16 protein-coding genes are annotated in these 15574 nt (G+C 72.2%); 9 read left to right on the forward strand and 7 right to left on the reverse strand.

All coding sequences use genetic code 11. The annotated features are described in order from the left end of the window. Positions 1-20 precede the first annotated feature (20 nt). Positions 21-1280 carry a YncE family protein gene (locus tag IE275_RS01520; protein WP_189706595.1) on the reverse strand — a complete coding sequence of 420 codons (1260 nt, stop codon included), beginning with the start codon at positions 1278-1280 and terminating at the stop codon, positions 21-23. Between the two features lie 169 nt (positions 1281-1449). On the opposite strand from IE275_RS01520, the gene IE275_RS01525 reads away from it, so the two are divergent. Continuing rightward, entirely contained in the window at positions 1450-2112 is a 663-nt protein-coding gene (locus IE275_RS01525; RefSeq protein WP_189706597.1) for a TetR/AcrR family transcriptional regulator, read from the forward strand. Positions 2113-2131: 19 nt separating this feature from the next. Here IE275_RS01525 and IE275_RS01530 read toward each other — a convergent pair whose 3' ends face one another. Then, the gene (locus IE275_RS01530; RefSeq protein ID WP_189707346.1) at positions 2132-3340 is read right to left on the reverse strand and encodes a glycosyltransferase; all 1209 of its coding nucleotides are present in this window, start codon (positions 3338-3340) and stop codon (positions 2132-2134) included. A 207-nt stretch (positions 3341-3547) separates the two neighbouring features. On the opposite strand from IE275_RS01530, the gene IE275_RS01535 reads away from it, so the two are divergent. Together IE275_RS01535 and IE275_RS01540 are read left to right on the forward strand one after the other, a co-directional pair. Beyond that, a complete protein-coding gene (locus tag IE275_RS01535) occupies positions 3548-5506 on the forward strand; it encodes a ricin-type beta-trefoil lectin domain protein (RefSeq protein ID WP_189706599.1) in 1959 nt (652 codons plus the stop codon). A 98-nt stretch (positions 5507-5604) separates the two neighbouring features. Beyond that, complete coding sequence (locus tag IE275_RS01540; RefSeq protein WP_189706601.1) at positions 5605-6366, forward strand: hypothetical protein; 762 nt, start codon at positions 5605-5607, stop codon at positions 6364-6366. Between the two features lie 20 nt (positions 6367-6386). On the opposite strand, the gene IE275_RS01545 is transcribed toward IE275_RS01540, so the two are convergent. Continuing rightward, positions 6387-6647: a hypothetical protein gene (locus tag IE275_RS01545; RefSeq protein WP_189707403.1), complete on the reverse strand. Its 261-nt coding sequence runs from the start codon at positions 6645-6647 to the stop codon at positions 6387-6389. Then, on the reverse strand, positions 6635-7000 hold the full coding sequence (locus IE275_RS01550; protein WP_189706603.1) for a nuclear transport factor 2 family protein: 366 nt from the start codon (positions 6998-7000) through the stop codon (positions 6635-6637). Before IE275_RS01550 ends, IE275_RS01545 begins: the two co-directional genes overlap by 13 nt. A gap of 170 nt (positions 7001-7170) precedes the next feature. Between IE275_RS01550 and IE275_RS01555 the strand changes: the two genes are divergently transcribed. Continuing rightward, positions 7171-7470, forward strand: coding sequence for a hypothetical protein (locus IE275_RS01555; protein WP_189706605.1), 300 nt, complete (start codon positions 7171-7173; stop codon positions 7468-7470). An 84-nt stretch (positions 7471-7554) separates the two neighbouring features. Here the strand turns inward: IE275_RS01555 and IE275_RS01560 are convergent, their stop codons facing one another. Next, entirely contained in the window at positions 7555-9327 is a 1773-nt protein-coding gene (locus tag IE275_RS01560; protein WP_189706606.1) for an ABC transporter ATP-binding protein, read from the reverse strand. Between the two features lie 160 nt (positions 9328-9487). On the opposite strand from IE275_RS01560, the gene IE275_RS01565 reads away from it, so the two are divergent. The 3 genes from IE275_RS01565 (at position 9488) to IE275_RS01575 (ending at position 12314) form a co-directional block, all read left to right on the forward strand. Next, positions 9488-10573, forward strand: coding sequence for an S-(hydroxymethyl)mycothiol dehydrogenase (locus IE275_RS01565; protein WP_189706608.1), 1086 nt, complete (start codon positions 9488-9490; stop codon positions 10571-10573). Beyond that, positions 10573-11202 (forward strand): MBL fold metallo-hydrolase, encoded by a 630-nt coding sequence (locus IE275_RS01570; RefSeq protein WP_189706610.1) that lies wholly within the window; start codon positions 10573-10575, stop codon positions 11200-11202. The genes IE275_RS01565 and IE275_RS01570 overlap by 1 nt, the downstream gene beginning before the upstream one ends. A 197-nt stretch (positions 11203-11399) precedes the next feature. Further along, positions 11400-12314, forward strand: coding sequence for an SDR family oxidoreductase (locus tag IE275_RS01575; protein WP_189706612.1), 915 nt, complete (start codon positions 11400-11402; stop codon positions 12312-12314). 4 nt (positions 12315-12318) lie between these two features. On the opposite strand, the gene IE275_RS01580 is transcribed toward IE275_RS01575, so the two are convergent. Together IE275_RS01580 and IE275_RS01585 are read right to left on the reverse strand one after the other, a co-directional pair. Then, positions 12319-12855, reverse strand: a complete 537-nt coding sequence (locus IE275_RS01580; RefSeq protein WP_189706614.1) for a hypothetical protein — start codon at positions 12853-12855, stop codon at positions 12319-12321. A gap of 25 nt (positions 12856-12880) precedes the next feature. Then, complete coding sequence (locus IE275_RS01585; RefSeq protein ID WP_189706616.1) at positions 12881-14266, reverse strand: pyridoxal phosphate-dependent decarboxylase family protein; 1386 nt, start codon at positions 14264-14266, stop codon at positions 12881-12883. A gap of 215 nt (positions 14267-14481) precedes the next feature. Between IE275_RS01585 and IE275_RS01590 the strand changes: the two genes are divergently transcribed. Both IE275_RS01590 and IE275_RS01595 read left to right on the forward strand, forming a co-directional pair. Next, complete coding sequence (locus IE275_RS01590; RefSeq protein ID WP_189706618.1) at positions 14482-15177, forward strand: L,D-transpeptidase family protein; 696 nt, start codon at positions 14482-14484, stop codon at positions 15175-15177. A gap of 153 nt (positions 15178-15330) precedes the next feature. Then, positions 15331-15504 (forward strand): hypothetical protein, encoded by a 174-nt coding sequence (locus tag IE275_RS01595; protein ID WP_189706620.1) that lies wholly within the window; start codon positions 15331-15333, stop codon positions 15502-15504. The last annotated feature ends 70 nt before the right edge of the window (positions 15505-15574 follow it).

The following is a 15574-nucleotide window of genomic DNA, read 5'->3' on the forward strand; positions in this document are numbered from 1 at the left end:
CACCCACCCCCGTGGTTCGGTCAGCCGGTGGGTCCGGTCCAGCCCGGGGCGACATGGCCGAGGCGCACCCGCTGCGGATGGTCCCCGACCGGGACCGAGACGATCTTTCGGCCGGTGGCGAAGTCGATCGCCGTGACCTGGTCGGCGCCGCTCTCGGAGATCACACAGCTGAGGCCGTCGCCGCTGACCGTGGCCCAGTACGGCTTGGACGCGGTGATCAGCGGGCCTTCCTGGAGGGTGGCGCGGTCGACGACCGTCGCGTAGTCGTCCATGGTGCCCGCGACGCACAGCTTGGTGCCGTCCGGCTTCATCGAGATGCCGTGGTGGCGCGAGTCGTTGACGAAGGTGGTGCGGTCGTCGCTGGTCGCCGGGTTCTTCGGCAGGGTCTTCGTGCGGGTGATGCGGTCGGTGGCCAGGTCGTACTCGAAGAAGCCGTTGAAGAACGACACCTGGAAGTACAGCTTCGACTCGTCCGGCGAGAACACGGCCGGGCGCACCGCGTCCGAGTAGTCCGTGAGACCGATCGCGTCCAGCTTTGCCCGCATGTCGATGACCCTGACCTGCTGGTACGTGGTGGCGTCGACGACGGTGATGCGCCGGTCGCCCTTGGTGAAGTCCTGCCACGGGGCGTCCTGCGAGGTGTTCACGTCGCCGATCGACATGTTGTAGATGTACGCGCCGTCCTTGGTGAAGATGTTCTCGTGCGGCTTGTCGCCGGTCTTGAACGAGCCCAGCTGTCTGCCGGTGCCGATGTCCAGGACGTGCACGGTGTTCGAGATCGACGCGGAGACGGCGACCCGGGTGCCGTCGGGGGAGACGGCCATGTGGTCGGAGCGGTAACCGGACACCGGGAAGCGCCAGTTGATGTTCCCGGTGGCCAGGTCGATCGAGACGACATCGGCGAAGCTGGGCCGGGAGACGACCACCGAGGTGCCGTCCGGCGTGGTGTACATGTCGTCGACGAACTGGTCGTGGCCCTCGCCGACACCGTTGCGGATGGCCTGGAAGTAGATCCACTTGATCGGGTTGGCGTTGATCTCGGCCATCCGGGCGTTCTTGTCGGGGATCACATTGATCCGGCCGATCTTCGCGAAGTCACCGGTGGACCCGATGACGTCCGCGGTGCCCTCCCAGTTGTTGCCGACGAACATCACCTCGCGCAGCGCGGCGGCCGAGTCGGCCTCCGACGCGGTGGCGGTGGCGGCGGTCGCGGGAGCGGTGACGGTCAGGACGAGGGCGGCGGCTACGGAGCAAAGGTGCCTGGTTCTGAAGGCAGCCATGACTGCTCTTTCTCCTCGGGGGTGGCGGAAGGAGCGGGGCGCCCGAATCTGAACACGGCTGCGTTCAGAGTGGACTTACTGGAAAGTAAGGAAGGGGCGCCCTTCGCCACAAGACTCCGTACACGACAAAATCGACGGCGGGGGAGCACGGAGCGACGAGGGAGGGTCAGTGACGGGCAGGCTCAGGGCGCCGACGGGACGCTACGGCGGACGGTCCGCCGAGGAGCGGCAGGCCGAGCGGCGCGCGCGGTTCCTGGCCGCGGCACTGCGGCTGTTCGGCGAGACGCCCGGCTACCGCGGCACGACCGTGGCGGCGCTCAGCGAGGCGGCCGGCCTGTCGACCCGTCAGTTCTACGAGGAGTTCCGCACCCTGGAGGACGTCCTGGCGGTGCTGCACCTCCAGGTCAACGACTGGGCCGAGGAGGCGGTGGTGGCCGCGTTCGCCGCCGCGGAGGGCCTGCCGCTCGCCGAGCGGGTCACCGCGATCTTCCGCGCCTACGCCGGCGACGTCACCGCCGACCCGCGCCGGATCCGCATCACCTTCGTCGAGATCGTCGGCGTCAGCCCGCGGCTGGAGGAGCAGCGCCTGGAGCGCCGCGCCCGCTGGGTCGAGCTGATCTGCGCCGAGGCGACGGCCGCCGCCGACCGGGGGGAGGCCGTGCCCCGCGACTACCGGCTCGCCGCGACGGCCTTCATCGGCAGCGTCAACGGCCTGCTCCACGACTGGAGCGCGGGACGGGTGGCCGCGACCCTGGACGAGGTGGTCGACGAGCTGGTGCGGCAACTGCTGGGGATCCTGCGGCCGTCGGGGTGGGAGCCCGGGAGGCCTTAGGGGGCGGCGGTCTGGAGGGTCACCTCAGCCGGGCCACCGCCTCCACCACCCGCCGTGTCCCGTCCTCCTCGCGCACCCGGGCGCCCAGCTCCCTGGCCCGCTCGCCGAAGCCCGGCTCCCGGGTCGCCCGGACGAGGGCCGCGGCCAGGCGTTCGGCGGTGAGGCGGCGCAGCGGGAGCGCGGCCGGTGCCACCCCGAGCGTGACCAGCCGGCCGGCCCAGAAGCTCTCGTCGAACTGGACCGGCACCGGTACGGCGGGCACCCCCGCCCGCACCCCGGCGGCCGTCGTCCCCGCCCCGCAGTGGTGGACCACCGCCGCCGTCTCGGGGAACAGCAGGGAGTGCGGCACCTCGTCGACGGTCAGCATGTCGTCGCCGTCGGCCGCCAGCCCGCCCCAGCCGCGCTGGATCACCCCGCGCAGTCCGGCCCGCCGCAGCGCCCGGACGACCTGTGCGCTCAGCCTGGCCGGATCGGGCACGGTCGCGCTGCCCAGGCCCACGAAGACCGGCGGCGGCCCCGCGTCCAGGAAGTCCCGCACGGCCGCCGGAAGGCGCCGCTCACGGTCGTACGGCCACCAGTAGCCGGTGACGTCCAGCGCCGGGGGCCAGTCCCCGGGCCGGGGGACGACCAGGGGGCTGAAGCCGTGCAGCACCGGTGCGGCGGACGGCGGCCGGGTGCGGCCGGGCGGCAGTCCCAGCCGGGACCGGACCTCGGGCAGCACGGGAGCGAAGACGCGGTCGACGGCCCATTCCACCCCGTGGCCCGCGAGCCGGTTGCCGAGCCCGCCGAAGGACCCGCCGCCGAGGATGGGCGGCGCGAACTCCCGTGTGGGCGCGATCGGTTGGAGCGGGAGATCGAGGGCCGGCAGCCCCAGTCCCTCGGCGACCGTGTGGCCGAGCGGTGCCACGGACGCCGACAGCAGCAGGACATCGCTCCCGCGGGCCGCCGTCAGGACGTCGTCGGCCATCCGGCCGACCAGCGCCCGTGCCATCCGCACCACCCGCAGCAGCTTGCCGGCGCCGGTCGCGCTGCGGTGCAGCCCCCGGCCGCGCGCCGACTCCAGTTCGGCGCGCGGGTCGACCGGGAGCGGGTGGAAGCCCACCCCCGAGCCGTCCACCAGTGGCGCGAACCTCTCGTGCGTGACCAGGGTGACCTCGTGGCCCGCGCGCACGAGCGCGTGCCCCAGCCCGGTGAAGGGGGCGACATCGCCCCGGGAGCCCGCCGTCATGATCGCCACTCGCACGACGGACAGTATGGCGGCGACCGGCCTCCGTGGGGGCGAACGGCCGTGACATCACGGCCACTTCACTCGTCAGGCGCTGTCGCGCCACTTCTGTCGCAGCCGTTGACTTCGCCCCCGGCCGGCTCTACTTTCGGCGCGCAACCGTTCGGTTTGCCGACACTCGTTCGATATATCGAATTTCGGAGCCGCCGCATGTTTCCCCCACCGTGCCCGAGCCTCGTCCGGCGCCTGAGAACCGCCGCCGTGCGCGCCCTCGCCCTGGTGCTGACCGCGACCGCCGCCCTGCTCTTCGTCCAGCCCGGCACCGCCCAGGCCGCGACGAGCCGTCAGATACCGGTCCCCGAGGCGCCCATGGGCTGGGCGTCCTGGAACAGCTTCGCCGCCGTCATCGACTACGCCGTGATCAAGCAGCAGGTCGACGCGTTCGTCGCCGCCGGACTGCCGGAGGCGGGCTACGAGTACATCAACATCGACGAGGGCTGGTGGCAGGGCACCCGAGACGGTGACGGCAACATCACCGTCGACGAGTCCGAGTGGCCCGGCGGGATGAGCGCCATCGCCGACTACATCCACAGCAAGGGCCTCAAGGCCGGCATCTACACCGACGCCGGCAAGGACGGCTGCGGCTACTACTACCCGACCGGCCGTCCCGCCGCCCCGGGCAGCGGCAGCGAGGGCCACTACGAGCAGGACATGCTCCAGTTCTCGAAGTGGGGCTTCGACTTCGTCAAGGTCGACTGGTGCGGCGGTGACGCCGAGGGCCTCGACGCGCCGACGACGTACACCGCGATCAGCGCGGCGGTCGCCGAGGCGACGGCCGCCACCGGCCGCCCGCTGACGCTCTCCCTGTGCAACTGGGGCTACCAGAACACCTGGAACTGGGCCCCCGGCCTCGCCCCGATGTTCCGGACCAGCACCGACATCGTCTACTGGGGCAACAAGCCCTCGATGACGAACCTGCTGTCCAACTTCGACCAGGGCCTGCACCCGACCGCGCAGCACACCGGCTACTACAACGACCCCGACATGCTGATGGTCGGCATGGACGGCTTCACCGCCGCCCAGAACCGCACCCACATGAACCTGTGGGCCGTCTCCGGGGCGCCGCTCCTCGCCGGGAACAACCTCGCCACCATGACCACCGAGACCGCGAACATCCTCAAGAACCCCGAGGTCGTCGCCGTCGACCAGGACCCGCGCGGGCTCCAGGGCGTCAAGGTCGCCGAGGACACCACCGGGGCGCAGGTGTACGGCAAGGTCCTCGCCGGCACCGGCAAGCGCGCCGTCGTCCTGCTGAACCGCACCTCCGCCGCCAAGGACATCACCGTCCGCTGGTCCGACCTCGGTCTGACCGGCGCCTCCGCGACCGTCCGCGACCTGTGGGCCCGCGCCGACGTGGGCTCGTACGGCACGAGTTACACCGCGAACGTCCCGGCGGGCGGCTCGGTCATGCTCACCGTCACCGGCGGCACCGAGGCCTCGGGCAGCACCTACACCGGCACCTCGGGCTTCTCCGGCGTGGTGGCCGGCGCCACCGGCCTGAAGGTCGTCGACGTCGCCTACACCAACACCTCCGCCACGGCCCGCACCGCGACCCTCAAGGTCAACGGCCAGACCACCACCGCCGTCTCCTTCCCGCCGACGGGCTCCGGCCAGGGCACGATCACCCTCCAGGTCGCCCTGTCCAAGGGCTCCGCCAACAGCCTGACCTTCACGGGCGCCCCGACCCTCGCCGACATCACGGTCAGACCGCTGCCCGGCACGAACGGCACCCTGGTCGTCGGCAAGCAGTCCGGCCGCTGCCTGGACCTCTACAACAACACGATCACCAATGGCACCCAGGCCGAGATCTGGGACTGCAACGGCGGCTCCAACCAGGCCTGGACGTACACCTCCCGCAAGGAACTCGTGGTGTACGGCAACAAGTGCCTGGACGCCTACAACCTCGGCACGACCAACGGCACCAAGGTCGTGATCTGGGACTGCAACGGCCAGAACAACCAGAAGTGGAACGTCAACGCCGACGGCACCCTCACCAACGTCAACGCGGGTCTGTGCCTCGACGCCTCCGGGGCGGGCACGGCCAACCGCACCCCGATGGTGCTGTGGTCGTGCGGGACCGGCGACAACCAGAAGTGGACGCTGACCTGACGCACCGGGCGTCGTGCAACCGCCGTCCGGCGTACGGCGTGTGATCGTGCGGGGCAGGCTTTCCGCCCGCCCCGCACGGGACACGAGGGGGCCGGGCCATGACGGAGACGACCGGTGACACGACGACAGGGCGCGCACCGGACACGCGGCGGACGGCAGGCCCGCGCCGCCGGGCGGCACTCGTGGCCTTCCGGATCGCCATGGCCGCCCTGATCCTGCTGCTCTCCTGGCGCACCTACGAGGAGACGGGCATCGCGCTCGCCCGGTCGAACGGCACCCTGCGCACGGCCGGGGCCACCGTCACGGAGATGACCTCCCACACGGAGTCCGGGACCACCGGCGGCGGCCAGGACGGCGGCGGCGCCTCCTACCACTACACCGAGTACACGATCGAACTGCGCCTGGCCGACGGTACGAAGACGCTCCACGGCGTCCCCGAGGAGTCCGTGCACGGCCTCCGGGAAGGCCGGCGGGCCACCGTGGGCCTGTGGCACGGCCGGGTCGTGGAGATCGACGGGCGTGACGTGTGGCGGGGCTGGCACCCGCAGGCGACGGACATCACGCTGTTCGTGCTCTACCCGCTGATCATGGGCTATCTGATCGCCCTGGCCGTGTCCGCCGCCGCGTTCCTGGCGGGCCTGGGCGGCCGCGGCCGGGTGGCACCGGACGTGCGGGGTCCGGCCGGTGTGTTCGGGTTCTTCACCGGGGTCGCCGCGATCCTCGGCCTCGTCGTCCTCGGCGCCCTCGGCGAAGGCCCCGTGTTCTGGCCGCTGGTCCCCGTCGCCGCCGGAACGGCGGTCGCGCTGGCCCGGCTTCGCGCGGACGTCCGGCGGGCCCGGCGCGCCGCTGCGGCCGCCTGACGATCCGCGAGGGCGGGCGGTCACCGCCGCCGCAGGGGCCGTGGTGGCCGTGGCCGCCGTCGGCGAGCGCCCTGCGTCGGCGGGGCGAGCGGGCGGGGCCGCGCCGCCTCCAGCGCCGTCCGCAGCACCGCGACGGACACCCGTCGGCCCGCCGCGGAAACCGGCGCCGGCAGCAGGGTCCGGGCCGGACGTTCCCGCCCCAGCCCGGCCCGGACCGAGAAGCTCCAGGTCAGCCGGGAGGTGAACCGGACCCTGGCGAACCGCCTCCCTATTCGTCCCATGCCTGGATCATCGTCTGCTCGACGATCTTGCCGTCGCGCAGCGTGATCATCGACTCGGCGAGGACACGCACCCCGTCCGCGTAGAGGCAGGACTCGCTGAACGCGGCGCGGTCGCCCTGGATGATGCACTCCTCCAGCTTGTGCGACATGTCCCGGCTGTAGACGTCCTCGAGGAGGGCGCCGATCTCGTCCCGGCCCCGCAGCACCCGGGGGTTGCTGGGCTGGGCGGTGTGGTCGATGACGCGCAGTTCCGCGTTGTCCGCGTACAGCGACAACAGTGGGGCCGCGGACTGCCCCTCCACACCCCTGCGCAGGGTCTCCGTGTCGAAGGCGGAGCGTGATGCGGTGCCCATGGTGACCTCCCTGGAGAATCGCGAACCTGGGGAGCCGGGGCGCCCGGTATCCCATCTTCGAGACTCCTCCGCCGCACCGGGCTCGGCAAGCGCAGCCGGACCGTCGTCCTCACGGGTGAGCCGGACGCCGTACCCGTGTCCGCCGGGGCGCGGCGGCCGTTGCCGATGTCATGATCTCCCCTCGACGCATCGTCGCCGCCGCCGCGCTCGCCGCCGGGTTCACCGGCCTCGCAGCCCCCCTGGCGAACGCGGCCGAAGCCCCGGACGCCGGCAAGCTGAACCCGATCGCCGCCCTGGACGCGCTCGCCGCGAGCCAGCTTCCGCAGGAGAGCCGGGGCGAGCTGCCGAAGATCTCCCGGCAGCTGTCCGAAGTGAAGAACGTGCACCAGCTGAGCAAGCTGAACGAGCTGCACCAGCTCACCGACCTCGCCGCGCCCGTCACGGGGCTGCTGCCCGCCATCGAGACCTGATCGCCGGTCCGCCCCCGTGGGGCCGCCGCCCGGACCGTCGGGCGGCGGCCCCACGGGTGTGCCGGCCGGTGGCGCCCGGCAGCCTCACTCCTCCGTCGCGAGGAACTCCGCCGACGCGAGGAACTGGGTCGCCGCCAGCTCCGCGTAGAGCGGGTCGCCCGCCACCAGTTCACGGTGCGTGCCCACCGCGCGGACCCGGCCCCCGTCCATGACGACGATCCGGTCGGCCGTCGTCACCGTCGACAGCCGGTGCGCCACCACCAGCACGGTGGTGGTCCGGGCGACGTCCGCGACCGTGTCGCGCAGCGCCGCCTCGTTCACCGCGTCCAGCTGTGAGGTCGCCTCGTCGAGCAGCAGCAGCCGGGGCCGCCGCAGCAGGGCGCGGGCGATCGCCACCCGCTGGCGTTCACCGCCGGACAGCTTGGTCCCCCGGTGCCCGACGAGCGTCTCGAGACCCTGGGGCAGCCGGGCGGTCAGCCCGTCCAGCCGGGTCGTCTTCAGCACCCGCCGCACCGCGTCGTCGTCCGCCTCCGGATTGCCCAGCAGCAGGTTGTCGCGCAGCGAGCCCGACAGCACCGGAGCGTCCTGCTCCACGTACCCGATGGAGGACCGCAGCAGGGGCAGTTCCCACGCGCCGAGGTCGCGTCCGTCGAGGGTGATCGTGCCGGACTCGGGGTCGTAGAACCGCTCGATGAGCGAGAACACCGTGGTCTTGCCCGCGCCCGACGGTCCCACGAACGCCGTCATGCCCCGCGCCGGGACGTCGAACGTCACCCCGTGGTGCACGTACGGCAGATCGTCGGCGTACCGGAAGCGCACGTCGGTGAAGGCCAGCGCGGCCGGTTCCTCGGCGGGGGAGGGGAGCGGGGCGGGCCGGGCCGCGGGCTCCGCGGGCAGCCGCAGCGCCTCCTGGATCCGGCTCAGGGCCGCCGAACCCGTCTGGTACTGGGTGATCGCGCCGACGACCTGCTGGATCGGGGACATCAGATAGAAGACGTACAGCAGGAACGCCACCAGCGTGGCGACATCGATCGCGCCGGTCGCGACCCGGGCCCCGCCCACCGCCAGCACGGTGATGAACGCGGTCTGCATGGCCAGCCCGGCCGTGTTCCCGGCCGCCGCCGACCACTTCGCGGCCCGCACGCTCTGCCGCCAGGACTCCTCGGCCGCCGTGTGCAGCGTCTCCTCCTCGCGGTGCTCGGCACCCGAGGCCTTCACGGTGCGCAGCGCGCCCAGCACCCGCTCCAGCGACGCTCCCATGACGCCCACCGCGTCCTGCGCCCGCCGGCTCGCGCGGTTGATGCGGGGCACGATCACGCCCAGCACCGTGCCCGCGCCCACGACGACCGCGAGCGTCACGCCCAGCAGCACCGGATCCACCAGACCCATCATCACCACCGTCGCGAGGAGCGTGAGTCCGCCGGTGCCGAGGCCCACCAGCGAGTCGGTGGTCACCTCGCGCAGCAGGGTCGTGTCCGAGGTGATCCGGGCCATCAGATCGCCCGGCTCACTGCGGTCCACGGCCGTGATCCGCAGCCGCAGCAGGTACGACGAAAGCGCCCGCCGCGCACCGAGCACCACCGACTCCGCCGTGCGGCGCAGCACGTACGAACCCAGCGCCCCCACCGCCGCGTTGGTGACGACCAGACCGGACAGCGCCAGCAGCGCGCCGGTTATCGCCCGGTCGTGGGACAGGTCGTCGATCAGTCCCCTGGCCACGAGCGGCAGCAGCAGCCCGGTGGCGCCGGTGACCAGCGAGAGCACCGCGCCCAGGAGCAGGGACCAGCGATGCGGCCGGACGTAGTCGAGCAGGAGCCGCCACGGGGGCCGTTCGTCGGTCGTCTCTGCGATGCTCACGGCGCTCCTCGGCGGTCGGACGGAGCCTTCAGGCTACGGCGGCGGCCCCGTGACGTGGCCGGAAGGAGGGGTTCGGCGGCTGGTCGGCCACGTCCCTACCGATCAGTCACGCGTAGGGTCGGCAGTGGGACGGATGACCGCCGACGAAAGGGGCAGCACCATGCCGCAGGAAGTACGCGGAGTGATCGCACCGGGCAGGAACGAGCCGGTGCGGGTGGAGACGATCGTGATCCCCGATCCCGGCCCCGGCGAAGCCGTGGTGAAGATCCAGGCCTGCGGGGTCTGTCACACCGACCTGCACTACAAGCAGGGCGGGATCAACGACGAGTTCCCGTTCCTGCTCGGGCACGAGGCGGCGGGTGTCGTGGAGGCGGTCGGCGAGGGTGTCACCGATGTCGCCCCCGGTGACTTCGTGATCCTCAACTGGCGGGCCGTGTGCGGCCAGTGCCGTGCGTGTCTGCGGGGGCGGCCCTGGTACTGCTTCGACACGCACAACGCGAAGCAGAGGATGACCCTCCTCGACGGTACCGAGCTCTCCCCGGCCCTCGGTATCGGCGCCTTCGCCGAGAAGACGCTGGTGGCCGCCGGTCAGTGCACCAAGGTCGACCCGTCGGTGTCGGCGGCGGTGGCCGGGCTGCTGGGCTGTGGCGTGATGGCGGGCATCGGCGCCGCGATCAACACCGGCAACGTCGGGCGGGGCGACACGGTCGCGGTCATCGGCTGCGGCGGCGTGGGCGACGCGGCGATCGCCGGGTCGAACCTGGCCGGCGCGGCGAAGATCATCGCGGTCGACATCGACGACCGCAAGCTCGCCACCGCCAAGGCGATGGGCGCCACGCACACCGTCAACTCCAAGGAGACCGACCCGGTCGAGGCGATCCGCGAGCTGACCGGCGGCTTCGGCGCCGACGTCGTCATCGAGGCGGTCGGCCGCCCGGAGACGTACAAGCAGGCCTTCTACGCCCGTGACCTCGCCGGCACGGTCGTCCTGGTCGGCGTCCCCACCCCCGAGATGAAGCTCGAACTCCCCCTCCTCGACGTCTTCGGACGCGGCGGCGCGCTGAAGTCCTCCTGGTACGGAGACTGCCTGCCCTCCCGCGACTTCCCCATGCTGATCGACCTGCATCAGCAGGGCCGCCTGGATCTCGGCGCGTTCGTGACCGAGACCATCCAACTCGACGAGGTGGAGAAGGCGTTCGACCGGATGCACCACGGTGACGTCCTGCGTTCGGTGGTGGTGCTGTGATGGCCGCGCGCATCGAACGTCTCGTGACCTCCGGCCAGTTCAGCCTGGACGGCGGCACCTGGGACGTGGACAACAACGTGTGGATCGTCGGCGACGACCACGAGGCGATCGTCATCGACGCCGCCCACGACGCCGCGGCCATCGCCGAGGCCGTGGGCGACCGCCGGCTGACGGCCATCGTGTGCACCCACGCCCACAACGACCACGTCGGCGCGGCCCCCGCCCTGGCGGAGCTGACCGGCGCGACCATCTGGCTGCACCCCGACGACCTGCCGCTGTGGAAGCTCACCCACCCCGACCGCGAACCCGACGCCCATCTGGCCGACGGACAGGTCATCGAGGCCGCCGGCGCCGACCTGACCGTCCTGCACACCCCCGGGCACGCGCCCGGCGCGGTCTGCCTGTACGACCCGGGGCTCGGGGTGCTGTTCACCGGCGACACCCTGTTCCGGGGCGGGCCCGGCGCCACGGGCCGCTCCTACTCCCACTTCCCGACGATCATCACGTCCATCCGGGAGCGGCTGCTGTCCCTCCCGCCCGAGACGAAGGTGCTCACCGGCCACGGCGACGCCACGACCATCGGCGCCGAGGCACCGCACCTTCAGGAGTGGATCGCCCGGGGCCACTGACGGCGGCGCTCCGCACGAGCGGCACCGCGCCCGGCGCCGCCCGCCACCCGTCGCCGTAACCCGCCGCCCGCGGCCTGCGCCCGGCCGGGTGACCTGGCGGAGAAATCCGCGCCCCGCCCGCCAAAGCCGACAGAAGGTGTCCGGTTTTCCCGGGATCCTCTCGATGACACCACTCGCGAGGGAAAGGGAGGCCGGACATGCCGGGTCCGCTGGAAGGCAAGGTCGCACTGGTCGCGGGGGCGACCCGGGGCGCGGGACGGGGCATCGCCGTGGAACTCGGCGCGGCCGGCGCCACGGTCTACGTCACGGGACGCACCACCCGGGACCACCGCTCCGAGTACGACCGCCCCGAGACGATCGAGGACACCGCCGACCTGGTCACCGAGGCCGGCGGCCGGGGTGTCGCCGTCCCCACCGACCACCTCGACCCGGCGCAGGTGCGCACCCTGGTCGAGCGGATCGACGCCGAGCAGGGCCGCCTCGACGTCCTCGTCAACGACGTCTGGGGCGGCGAGCACCTCTTCGCCTGGGACACCCCGCTCTGGGAGCACGACCTCGACAACGGTCTGCGGCTGCTCCGCCTCGCCGTCGAGACCCATGCCGTCACCAGCCACCACGCCCTTCCGCTGCTGCTGCGCCGGCCGGGCGGACTGGTCGTCGAGATGACCGACGGAACCGCCGAGTACAACCGTGACACCTACCGAGTGAACTTCTTCTACGACCTCGCCAAGGCGTCCGTCCTGCGGATGGCCTTCGCCCTCGCCCATGAACTCGGCCCGCGCGGCGCCACCGCCGTCGCGCTCACCCCGGGCTGGCTGCGCTCGGAGATGATGCTCGACAACTTCGGCGTACGCGAGGAGAACTGGCGCGACGCCCTCGACCGCGTCCCGCACTTCGCCATCTCGGAGACCCCCCGCTATGTCGGCCGGGCCGTCGCCGCGCTGGCCGCCGACCCCGAGGTGGCCCGGCTCAACGGACAGTCCTTCTCCAGCGGCGGCCTCGCCCCGGTGTACGGCTTCACCGACCTCGACGGCAGCCGCCCGGACGCCTGGCGCTACATGGTCGAGGTCCAGGACCCGGGCAAGCCGGCGGACCCGACCGGCTACCGCTGAGCCCTCAGGCGTCGGCGACGGGCAGGGTCGGCCAGCGCGCCGGGTGCCCCGGCGGCAGCGCGAGATCCTCGCGTACGGCGGTGTAGTACCCCTCGCGGCCGGCTCGCTGCCGCTCCAGCAACGCCTGCCAGGCGGCGGGATCGCGGGTCCCCTCGCGCATGAACCGTTCCATGTCCATCACCGCCGTCACCCACACCCGCGCCCGCTCCACCACATCGCGGCTGCCCAGCATGATCAGGGCCTCGCCGGCCGGGTCGCGTCCGTCGGTCGCCGCCGCCAGCAGCGGCTCCGCCTCCTGTGGGGACAGGGGGTGCGGGTGCGGGTCGTTGCCCAGATGGGAGGCGACCCGGTAGGTCAGGTTCACCGACTTCTTCAGTGCCCGCGCGTACTCGCCGTACACCGTCAGCCGGCGCTCCTCCCATCGCGCCGCCGTCTCGCGCCGGAACCTCGCCCCGTCGCTGCGCACGATCGCCAGATACGAGCCGAGGGCACCGATCACGACCCCGATGAGCGCGGGAAGCTGCTGTATGAACGCCGACATGCCCGCACGATATCGGCCGAGTCGATCAGTCCCGGGCCGAGAGCGCCGCGAGCACGCGGGCCACATCCGCCTTTGACGTCCGCCAGTTGCTGAACGCCGCCCGCAGCCCCGGCACCCCGTCGTACACCGTCGGGGTCAGGAAGGCCTCCCCGGAGGCGGCGACCGCGTCCGCCAGCGCGGCCACCCGCTTCGGGGTGGGGTCCTCGGAGAGGGTGAAGCAGACCACGTTGAGGCGGACCGGGGCCAGCAGCCGCAGTCCGTCGAGCGCGGCCACCCCCTCGCCGAGGCGCGCGGCCAGGGCCACGTTGCGCTCGACGATCTCGCGGTGCCCGGACCGTCCGTACGCCACCAGGGAGAACCACGCGGGCAGGGCGCGCAGCCGGCGGGAGTTCTCCGGGGTCAGATGGAGGAAGTCGGGCTCGCCGGTGGGCAGGCCGAGGTAGGGCGAGGCGTTGTGGAAGACCCGCACCTGGAGGTCGCGGCGCCGGGTGAACTGGACGGCCGCGTCGTAGGGCACGTTCAGCCACTTGTGCAGGTCGACACAGACCGAGTCGGCCGCGTCGAGCCCGTCGACGAGGGCCGCGTACGCGGGGGAGAGGGCGGCGAAACCGCCGAAGGCTGCGTCCACGTGCAGCCAGAAGTCGTACCGCTCGCGCAGCGCCGCGATGCTCCGCAGGTCGTCGAAGTCGACCGTGTTCACCGTGCCCGCGTTGGCGACGACGATCGCGGGCCGGCCGTCCAGCGCGGCGAGGGCCCGCTCCAGCGCGTCGACGTCGACGGCCTCACGGTTCCCGGGCAGCACCGGTACCCGCCGCAGCCGGTCGCGGCCGATGCCGAGGACGGACAGTGCCTTGCCGACACTGGAGTGCGGGCTGCCGGAGAGCACGTCGACCGGGCCCAGCGCCGCGACGCCGTCCCGGGACACGTCCACCCCCAGCCGCTCGCCGAGCCACTCCCGTGCGACGGCGAGCCCCACCGTGTTCGACACGGTCGCGCCGGTCACGAACGCCCCGGAGTGCGCCTCGCCGAGTCCGAACAGCTCCCGCAGCCAGGCCACCGCCTCCCGCTCCAGCGCGGCCGCCCAGGAGCCGGCCGCTCCCGAGCCGTTCTGGTCGTACGCGCCGGTCAGCCAGTCCCCGGCGACCGAGGCGGGGGTTGCGCCGCCCGTGACGAAGCCGAGATAGCGCGGTCCGGCGGAGGCGGAGAAGCCCGGGGCCCAGCGCTCGGCGAACCGTGCCAGGGCGCCCTCGGCCCCGGCGCCCCCGTCCGGGAGGACGTCGGCGCCGGGTGCCCGGTCGAGGCGGGCCACCGGCCGGTCGTCGAGCCCGTCCAGCTCGCGGACGGCGAAGTCACGGGCGGACTGGAGGAGTTCGGGGAACCGGGCGAGGTCGTCGGCAAGCGTCGGATGCATACGAGGACCCTAGGGCGGGGGTGCCGGTCGATGCCCGGTCCACTTGAGGGAAACTGGACCGGACGGACGAGGGCCGTGTCCGCGGGAACGCCCGCCGGCGGTCCGTCGGAAGTTCACCGTTTCGTCACAGCCCGGGCGGGCCTACAACCGATGCGCGAGCACGGTGGTCTACCAGGGGGAGATCGCCACAATCGCGCCGGAAAGAGGGCAGGGCCATGGGGGACATACGCAGACGAGGAGCCGTCGTACTCGGGGTCACGGGGCTGCTGGCACCGCTGACGCTCGCCATGGGCGCCGCGCCGGCCCAGGCCGCGAGCTGCACCACCCAGGCCGGCCCCTATCAGAAGCAGGTCGAGAAGTTCCTCGGCCGGCCGGTGGACGGCAGGCAGTCGACCACCGACTGCAAGGCCATCCAGGCCTTCCAGACCAAGCACGGCATCACCCCGAACATCGGCTACGCCGGGTCCGTCACCTGGGGTGTGATGGATCTCATGAACAAGCAGAAGGCGGTGGGCAGCAATCCCAACCGGGACCGCAAGTGCCCGACCAACAAGGGCCGCATCGCCTGTGTGAACCTCACCCTCCAGATCAGCTGGATCCAGGACGGCAGCCGGCTCGTCTACGGGCCCGTCCCCGTCCGCACCGGCCGTGACGGGTACGAGACCCGCACCGGCCTGAAGAAGATCTACTGGCGGCACATCGACCATGTGTCGAGCATCTACAACGTGCCCATGCCGTACAGCCAGTTCTTCGACGGCGGGCAGGCCTTCCACTCGGTGGGCGTCAGCATGTGGAACCCGCCGGGCTCGCACGGCTGCGTCAACATGACCAAGACCACCGCCAAGAAGTACTGGTCCCTGCTGAAGACCGGCGACGACGTCTTCGTCTACGGCCGCAAGCCGGGTACCTGAGCGGCCCCGGGGGCACGTCGGGCGGCCGGTCGCCGAGGCGAATTCACCGGCCGCTCTTGACAGATGGACGTGATCAGTAACACGGTCCGTTATGTCCGCCTTGTTCCCGATTACTCACGGCGCCTTCACCTCCGACATCGTAAGATTCACACCATGTCCACCACTGTTGAACCCCTCTCCGAGCGATCGGCCGCGGAGGTCAACGAGGAGATCCGGGCCCTGTGGTTCCGGTCGGGCGGGACACTGAGCGTCGAGCAGCGTGCGGAGTATCAGCGGCTCGTCCTGGAGTGGGCCGCAGCGGCCCCCCAGAAGGCGAACGCGGCCTGACGCTCCCCGAGGACCGCCGTTCCTCTCCAGCCGAAGCGGGCACCCGGACCGGGTGCCCTTTTCGCTGTCC

This window comes from Streptomyces phaeofaciens (assembly GCF_014648915.1).
In the GTDB taxonomy this organism is placed as follows: Bacteria; Actinomycetota; Actinomycetes; order Streptomycetales; family Streptomycetaceae; genus Streptomyces; species Streptomyces phaeofaciens.